Here is a 7,890-nt window from a genome sequence, read left to right on the forward strand (position 1 = left end):
CTTCCGCCGCGCCTGCGGCCGCCCCGGCTCGCGCCAGCGGCGACGAGGTGAAGTCGCCGATGGTCGGCACGATCTACCTGCAACCCAACCCCGGCGCGCCGCACTTCGTGAAGGTCGGCGACACGGTCGAGGCCGGCCAGACGCTGTTCATCGTCGAGGCGATGAAGACCATGAACCCGATCCCCGCGCCGCGCGCCGGCAAGATCGTGGAGATCCTGGTCGACGACGCCCAGCCCGTGGAGTTCGGCGAACCCCTGGCCATCATCGAGTAGCCGGATGTTCGACAAGATCCTCATCGCCAACCGAGGCGAGATCGCGCTGCGGGTCCACCGCGCGTGCAAGGAGATGGGCATCTCCACCGTCGCCGTGCACTCGGAAGCGGACTCGTCCGCCATGTGGGTGCGGCTCGCGGACGAGAGCGTCTGCATCGGGCCGCCGCCCGCCGCCAAGAGCTACCTGCACATCCCGGCCATCATCGCGGCCTGCGAGATCACGGGCGCCCAGGCGGTGCACCCCGGCTACGGCTTCCTGTCGGAGAACGCCCGCTTCGCCGAGATCGTCACGGCGCACGGCTTCACCTTCATCGGCCCGAAGGCCGAGCATATCCGCCTGATGGGCGACAAGATCACCGCCAAGCAGGCGGTGAAGGAAGCCGGGATCCCCGTGGTGCCCGGCTCGGACGGCGCAGTGACCACCGAGGAAGAGGCCATCGCCGCGGCGAAGGAGATCGGCTTCCCGGTGCTGATCAAGGCGGCCGCCGGCGGCGGCGGCCGGGGCATGAAGGTGGCCAAGACCGAGGACGACCTGATCGAGGCCGTCCAGACCGCCCGTTCCGAGGCCAAGGCGGCCTTCGGCGACGACGCGGTCTACATGGAGCGCTACCTCCAGACCCCGCGCCATATCGAGCTGCAGGTCGTGGCCGACAGCCACGGCAACGTGGTGCACCTGGGCGAGCGCGACTGCTCGCTGCAGCGCCGCCACCAGAAGGTGCTGGAAGAGGCCCCCTCGCCCGTCATCGACGCCGCCGCGCGCGCGAAGATCGGCAAGGTCGTGGTCGATGCCGTCCGCGCCATCGGCTACCTCGGCGTCGGCACCATCGAGTTCCTGTACGAGAACGGCGAGTTCTTCTTCATCGAGATGAACACCCGCCTGCAGGTGGAGCACCCGGTGACGGAAGCGATCACCGGCATCGACCTTGTGCGCGAGCAGATCCGCATCGCCGCCGGCCTGCCGCTGTCATTCAAGCAGTCGGATGTGGTGTTCGAGGGCCATGCCATCGAATGCCGGGTGAACGCCGAGAACCCGAAGACCTTCGCCCCCTCGCCGGGGCTGGTGACCGACTATCACGCGCCGGGCGGCCTAGGCGTGCGGATGGATAGCGCGCTCTACGCCGGCTATTCGATCCCGCCGTACTACGACAGCCTGGTGGGCAAGCTGATCGTCCACGGCCGCGACCGCGAGGAGTGCATCGCGCGCCTCAACCGCTGCCTCGGCGAGATCGTGGTCGGCGGCATCGACACGAACATCCCCCTGTTCCAGGAACTGCTGCAGCAGCCCGACATCCTGAAGGGCGACTACAACATCCACTGGCTGGAACGCTGGATGGCGAGCCAGAAAAGCTAGTTACCCGATGCCCTTCAGACGGCTCGGGAGCAGCTCGCCGCCGGTGCGCAGGATGGGATAGGCGGCGGCTTCCACCAGGTGGGAGTTGATCCGCTTCAGGTCGCGCAGGGCGTCGAGGTGGAGCGAGCTGGTCTCGACGGTGCGCGGATCGCCGGCGCGCAGGCGCTGGAAGTGGGCCGCCACGCCCTCGGCCTCGATGGCGCGGAAGGCCTCCTTTTCGGCGACCAGCGCGCGGGCGGTGGCCGGGTCGCGGTTGAGGAACAGCGAGGCCGCCAGGCGCACGTTGGCGATCAGCCGGTCCACGAGGCCGACCAGCTCGGCCTCGCCCTCGGCCGAAAATGAGACTCCGCGGCTCTGGCGGCGTTCCGCGACGCTCAGCAGGTCGCGGGCGATCAGGTCGCCGGCGTGCTCGAGGTTGATCGCGAACATCAGCACTTCCGTCTGGCGCGCGGCGTCGGCCGGTTGCTGCAGGTCGGACGGGATCGCCAGGACGTAGCCCTTGATGGCGCTGTTCAGACCGTCGAGCACGTCGTCGAGCTGTTGGGTCCGGGTGATCGGCCCTCGCTTGTCGCTCTGGAGCGCCTCGCGCAGGCCGGCGAGCATGCCCTCCACGGTGTCGGCCATCCGCAGGGCCTCGCGGGTCGCGAGCGCCAGGGCCACGCTGGGCGTCTCGCGCGCCTGCGGGTCGAGGTAGATGGGCGAGCCCGGGCGGGCCTCGGCCGCGGGACTGGGCAGCAGCCGCCGGATCAGGTCGGCGTACGGCCGCAGAAACGGCAGGAAGGCGAGCGCCAAGACGAGGTTGAACAGCGTGTGGAAGTTGGCGAGCGCCCGGCCCGGATCCGGCCCGAGCCGGGCGGCGTAGGGCGCGGCCCAGGCGAAGGCGACCATGGCCACCGACAGGCCTGCGAGGCGGTTGAGGAAATTGCCCAGCGGCAGCCGCCGGCTGGCGGGATCGGCGCCCGAGCCGCCCTCCAGAAGCGGATTGATCGCGGACCCCAGGTTCGCGCCCAGGACCAAGGCGACGCCCGTCTCGATGCCGACCACACCCTTGGCGGCCAACGACATGGCCAGGAGGACGGTGACGACGCTGGAGTGCGCGGCCCAGGTCAGCAGCGCCGCGGCGGCGACAACCAGGGGCGTGTAGTCCTCTAACACCCGCAGCGCCTCGCTCACGCCGGGGCGCGCCACCAGCGGTTCCAGCAACGCCAGGAACTGGTGCAGCGACATCAGCACCAGGCCAAGCCCGATCAGGACCCGGCCGAAGTCGTGCGGCCGGTCCTCCCACCGCCGGAACAGGGTGACGCCGGCGAGGACGAGGATCGGGGCCAGCACCGTCACGTCGAAGGACAGCGCCTGGACCACCAGCGACGAGCCGACGTTGGCGCCCAGCATCACCGCCAGGGCCGGCGCCAGCTCCACCAGCCCGCCCGCGGAGAAGGCGGTCAGCATCAGGGCGGTCGCCGTGCTGCTCTGGAGCGCGACCGTGACCGCCGCGCCGGCGGCGAAGGCGCGGATCCGGTTGCGCAGGGCGCCCGCCAGGAAGTGGCGCAGCTTCGGCCCGAAGGTGCGCTGAACGCCGGTCTGCACCATGTGCACGCCCCACAGCAGCAGGGCCGCGAAGCCGGCGAGCTCCAGGATTACGACGGTGGTGTCTATGGCGGTTACGGTCCTCCGGACCGCCCATAAGGCGACCTTGCGGCGCGCGCATCAAGTGCGGAAGCGGACCGTCACGCGCAGGCCGGGTTGAGCATCCTCCAGGCGCAGCTCGGCGCGGTGCCGATCGGCGCCCGCCGCGACGAGGCTGAGCCCAAGGCCGAAACCGGCCGCCGACCCCGCCGGCCCCCGATAGAAGCGTTCAAGCACGCGGCCCCGCTCCTCCGCGGAGACGCCGGGTCCGTTGTCCGCGACCATCACCTCAGGCCCCGCCGCCCCTGCCCGGCCCTCCAGGCAGATCGCGCCCCCCGGCGGCGTGAACTTGACGGCGTTGTCGAGGAGGTTGCTGACCATCTGGAAGATGAGGTCGCGGTCGCCCCGCAACTTCAGCTCCGGCTCGATGCGGGTGATGAACCCAAGCTGGCGATCCTCGGCCGCGGGGCGATGTAGTTCGACCACGTCCTCCAGCAGCAGCGACAGGTCGACGGGCACGTCGGCGTCCTGGGGTCCACTCTCCAGACGCGCGATCCGTAGCAGGGCCTCGAACATCGACTGAAGGCGCGCGGCCTCTTCCAGGGCGGCTCCGGTCCGCTCGCGCACCTCGTCGGGTCCGTCGGCGGCGGAGAGTTCCTCGAGCTCGGTGCGCAGGCGGGTGAGCGGGGTGCGCAGCTCGTGGGCGATGCTGTCGGAGACGCGGCTGATGGAGGCCACCAGGTCCTCGATGCGCGCCAGCATCTCGTTGAGCGTCTCGGAAAGCTGGTCGAAGTCGTCGCCGCTGCCGTGGAGCGCGACGCGGCCCGAGAGGTCGCCCGCGATCACCGCGCGCGCCGCGCGGTTGATGCGGTCGAGCCGCTGGGAGACCGCGTAGGTCATCACAAGGCCGCCGATCAGGCCCAGCGCCAGGCTCATCCCCGCGCCCCACGACAGCGCCTCGAAGATCAGGTCCTCGCGCTCGTCCAAGTCCTCGGTGTCCAGGCCGACCAGCAGCCGGTATCCGTCGGGCAGCGCGACGTCGCGCATCACCGCCTCGTGTTCCTCCTCGGCGCCGGTCGCATAGGTGCCGAACTCATAGCGAAGCCACTCGCGGCCGGCGGCCCGCGGCCAGTCCACGAGATTGGCCGAGACGACCGCGCCGCCCGGGGCGGTGAGCACGTGGTACGGGAAGCGGCCGATGTGGGTTGTCTCCCGACGCTGGAGCGCGCGGATCAGGGCGTCGCGGCCCTCAGCCCGATAGAGGGCGGCCAGGGCGTCGCTATCGGCCCGGATCCGCGCCTCGACCTGCCGAAGCGGGCGCCAGACGCCGCCGACGTAGGTCGCGCCCAGCATCAGCCCGAACGAGCCGCAGAACAGGGCCATGTAGACCAGGGTGAGCCGCAGCGTGAGGCTGCGCAGGACGCGCGGCCAGGTCATGGCGCGCGCAGGCTGTAGCCCATGCCGCGCACCGTCTGGAGCAGCGGCGGCTGGAAGTCCTTGTCGATTTTGGCGCGCAGGCGGCTCACGTGCTGGTCGATGATGTTCGTCTGGGGGTCGAAGTTGTAGTCCCAGACGGCCTCCAGCAGCATGGAGCGGCTGACCACCCGGCCGGCGTTGCGCAGCAGGTATTCCAGGAGGGCGAACTCCCGCGTCGTCAGCTCGATGGGCTCGCCGCGCCGGGTGACGGTGCGGGTGAGCAGGTTCATCTGCAGGTCCGCCAGCGCCAGTTCGGTGGTCTCCTGCACGACACCCTTGCGACGGCTGAGCGCCTCGACCCGGGCCAGCAGTTCCGAGAAGGCGAAGGGCTTGGCGAGATAGTCGTCGCCGCCGGCCCGCAGCCCCTTCACGCGGTTGTCCACGTCGCCGAGCGCAGAGAGGATCAGCACAGGCGTGGAGTCGCCCGCGGCCCGCATGGTCTGGAGGATCTTCAGACCGTCGACGTTGGGCAGCATGCGGTCGAGGACGACGACGTCGTAGGTCTCGGCGGCCACCTGGAACAGGGCCTGGCGGCCGTCGGCCACATGGTCGACGAGCCAGCCCTCGGCCTTCAGCCCCTTGACCACGTGACCGGCGACGCGCGCGTCATCCTCCACGACCAGCACATGCATGCCCAGCGGTTCGCTCCGGTCAGTCGCCGATCAGCGGCGTGATGGCGCCGGTGCGCACGTCGACCAGGACGTCGCGGTCCTGGGCGCCGACCAGCTCCACCTCGTAGTAGTGGCGACCGCCGCGGCGCTCCAGCCCGATCTCGGCCACGCGACCCTTGGTGGCCTCCTCGACCATGGCGATGGTCTGGGTCAGGGTGCGCGGCGCCGTCTGGGCGGCTTTCAGGTGCTCGCCGACGATGGGCAGACGCGCGCGGATAGGCTTGGACTGGCGCACGACCTTGCCGGTCGTGGCGTCGATCAGCACCTCCATGGGCTTGCCGTTCTTCACCAGGCTCACCTCGTAGACCATGTCGCCGAGGTCCATGTCGAACTCGGCGTCGTAGGCCCGGGCCTGGAACTGGTTCTCGGCCGCCGCGACGGCTTCCGCCAGGGTGATCTTGGGCCGAGTCACCTGGGCGCCGGCCGGAGCGGCGACCACCGCCGCCGCGGCGGCGGTAAGGAAAAGGGCTCGAAGGTTCATATCAGGGCTCCATGTTTGTCCCCCGCAGCCCATCATCTAGTCCTCGGACATGGCCGGGGCCTTCGGGCAGCATTTGAATTTCGTCATGTTCCGAGCGGGCGCCGGCGACGATGCCGCACAGGCGCGCCGTGACGGCCTCGAGCCGGAACGCCGCCGCCCGGTCGCCCGGCAGGATCCGGGTCTCCGGCAGGGCCTGGCGCACGATGGCCCGTGCGAGGTCCGCCGGGTCGCGGGGATCGGCGAGCGCGCCGTAGCGGCCGCCGTCCAGCACCTCGGCCGCGTTGCCCGCCGTTCGTGACGCCACCAGCGGCACGCCCAGCGCGAGGGCTTCAAGCAGGCTGTTCGAGGCGCCCTCCCAAAGCGAGGGCAGGACGTAGGCGGCGGCGGCGGCGACCCAGGGGAACGGGTTGGCCGTCTCGCCGTGAAAGATCACGGCCGAGCCGATCCCGAGACCCTGAGCCTGGGCGACAAGCGCGCCTCGCGCCCTGGACGGCGCCGCGCCGACGATCCGCAATTGCAGGTCCGGCATCTGGCGGCGGGCCAGGGCCAGGGCGTCGATGAGCGCGCCGTAGTTCTTCTGTGGATGCGCCCGGCCGACGGCGACGATGTAGGGCGCCTGGCCACAGCGTGGGCCGCCGCGCCGCGCCAGGGCCTGGACCTTCGCCGCATCGACGCCGTTGGGCAGCACCTCCACCCGACGATCGCGCCGCGCGCGTCGGAAGGCGCCCTGCCCCGCGATTGCCTGCGACACACAGACAAGGCGCGTGGCGTCGGCCGCGACCAGCCGCAGGCCCAGGTCGCGCAGCGACGCGCCCCGCGTGGAGCGTCGCGGGTCGTTGCTGATCCGATAGAGGCGCGGAATGTCCGGCAGTCCGCGCAGGGCAGCCCAGACGGCGAGGTGAGCGTGGTTGCCCATCGACATGACCACCGACGGCGAAAGCGCCTGCAACCGCGCGTGCAGCGCCGGCACGGCTGCGGCCAACGCCAGGCCCCGCGGCCGCCGCCCTTGGCCCAGCGGCGTCACGATGGGGCCCTGCAGCTCGCCGGCCAGGGCGCCGCCCTTCAGGCAGATCACCTCCACCCGCGTCCCGCGCCGCGCCAGCGCGTTGGCCAGATGGACCGTGTTCCGAGCGACGCCGTCGCCGGCGAGGCCGCCCGTGAAGAGCACGACAGGACCGTCATTCCGCATGGCCGGAGCTAAGCTTCGGGCGCCTGACGGCGGCTTTCCGCCAACATTTGCTTTTGCCCATGTTCGGAGCGCGGGGGCGCGCGCTAGACATCGGGCATGTCCGCGTTCGACGCCGCCGACCTGCTCGACTGCTACGCCCGGGGCGTGTTCCCGATGGCGGACGCGCGGGAGGACGCGCGGGTCTTCCTGATCGATCCCGAGCGGCGGGGCGTGATCCCGCTGGACCGCTTCCACGTCTCGCGCCGGTTGGCGCGGACGGTGCGGAGCGACGCATTTGAGGTGCGGTTCGACACGGCGTTCCATCGGGTGGTGCTGGAGTGCGCCGCGTCGGGGCCGGGGCGGACGGAGACCTGGATCAACCGGCCGATCGAGGAGCTGTACCTGCAACTCCACGCCCTGGGCCGGGCGCACAGCGTCGAGTGCTGGCAGGACGGCGAGCTGGTGGGCGGACTGTACGGTGTCTCGCTACGCGGGGCGTTCTTCGGCGAGAGCATGTTCTCGCGGCGGCGGGACGCTTCGAAGGTGGCGCTGGTGCACCTGGTGGCGCGGCTGATCGCGGGCGGCTTCGTGCTGCTGGACGCCCAGTTCATGACCGAGCACCTGGCCCAGTTCGGCGCGCAGGAGATCACGCGCGCGGCCTATCACCAGCGGCTGCGGGCGGCGCTGGACGTGGACGCGCGCTTCTATGTCGGCGGCGCGGCGGGCGGCGTTTCGGCCGGCGCGGCCTTGGGCGTCGGCGTCGGGGCGGCCGGGGCGGCCTTGGGCTCGGGTGTCGCGGGCGCGGACTTGGCGGGCGGTGTCGCCGCCGGCGTCGCGGCCGGGAG

At 71.3% G+C, this 7,890-nt stretch carries 7 protein-coding genes and 1 pseudogene; 3 read left to right on the plus strand and 5 right to left on the minus strand.

Annotated elements, in window-relative coordinates; genetic code table 11:
* Together Q0L11_RS09025 and accC are read left to right on the plus strand one after the other, a co-directional pair.
* On the plus strand, nt 1-272 hold a 272-nt coding region (locus Q0L11_RS09025; protein ID WP_296596788.1), incomplete at its 5' end, for a biotin/lipoyl-containing protein.
* Between the two features lie 4 nt (nt 273-276).
* Nucleotides 277-1,623: an acetyl-CoA carboxylase biotin carboxylase subunit gene (accC, locus tag Q0L11_RS09030; RefSeq protein ID WP_296596789.1), complete on the plus strand. Its 1,347-nt coding sequence runs from the start codon at nt 277-279 to the stop codon at nt 1,621-1,623.
* Here accC and Q0L11_RS09035 read toward each other — a convergent pair whose 3' ends face one another.
* The 5 genes from Q0L11_RS09035 to Q0L11_RS09055 are packed head-to-tail and all read right to left on the minus strand — an operon-like array spanning nt 1,624 to nt 7,066.
* The gene (locus Q0L11_RS09035) at nt 1,624-3,279 is read right to left on the minus strand and encodes a Na/Pi cotransporter family protein (RefSeq protein ID WP_367183382.1); all 1,656 of its coding nucleotides are present in this window, start codon (nt 3,277-3,279) and stop codon (nt 1,624-1,626) included. It lies immediately after the preceding gene.
* Between the two features lie 51 nt (nt 3,280-3,330).
* The gene (locus tag Q0L11_RS09040) at nt 3,331-4,686 is read right to left on the minus strand and encodes an ATP-binding protein (protein WP_296596790.1); all 1,356 of its coding nucleotides are present in this window, start codon (nt 4,684-4,686) and stop codon (nt 3,331-3,333) included.
* Nucleotides 4,683-5,357, minus strand: coding sequence for a response regulator transcription factor (locus Q0L11_RS09045; protein ID WP_296596791.1), 675 nt, complete (start codon nt 5,355-5,357; stop codon nt 4,683-4,685). The genes Q0L11_RS09040 and Q0L11_RS09045 overlap by 4 nt, the downstream gene beginning before the upstream one ends.
* Before the next feature lie 19 nt (nt 5,358-5,376).
* Nucleotides 5,377-5,877 (minus strand): PepSY domain-containing protein, encoded by a 501-nt coding sequence (locus Q0L11_RS09050; protein ID WP_296596793.1) that lies wholly within the window; start codon nt 5,875-5,877, stop codon nt 5,377-5,379.
* Between the two features lies 1 nt (nt 5,878).
* Entirely contained in the window at nt 5,879-7,066 is a 1,188-nt protein-coding gene (locus Q0L11_RS09055) for a glycosyltransferase (protein ID WP_296596795.1), read from the minus strand.
* A 96-nt stretch (nt 7,067-7,162) separates the two neighbouring features.
* Between Q0L11_RS09055 and aat the strand changes: the two are divergent.
* A pseudogene (gene aat / locus Q0L11_RS09060) lies at nt 7,163-7,732 on the plus strand (leucyl/phenylalanyl-tRNA--protein transferase); the annotation flags it as partial.
* Between the last annotated feature and the right edge of the window lie 158 nt (nt 7,733-7,890).

The organism is Phenylobacterium sp. (genome assembly GCF_024508875.1).
GTDB lineage: Bacteria > Pseudomonadota > Alphaproteobacteria > Caulobacterales > Caulobacteraceae > Phenylobacterium.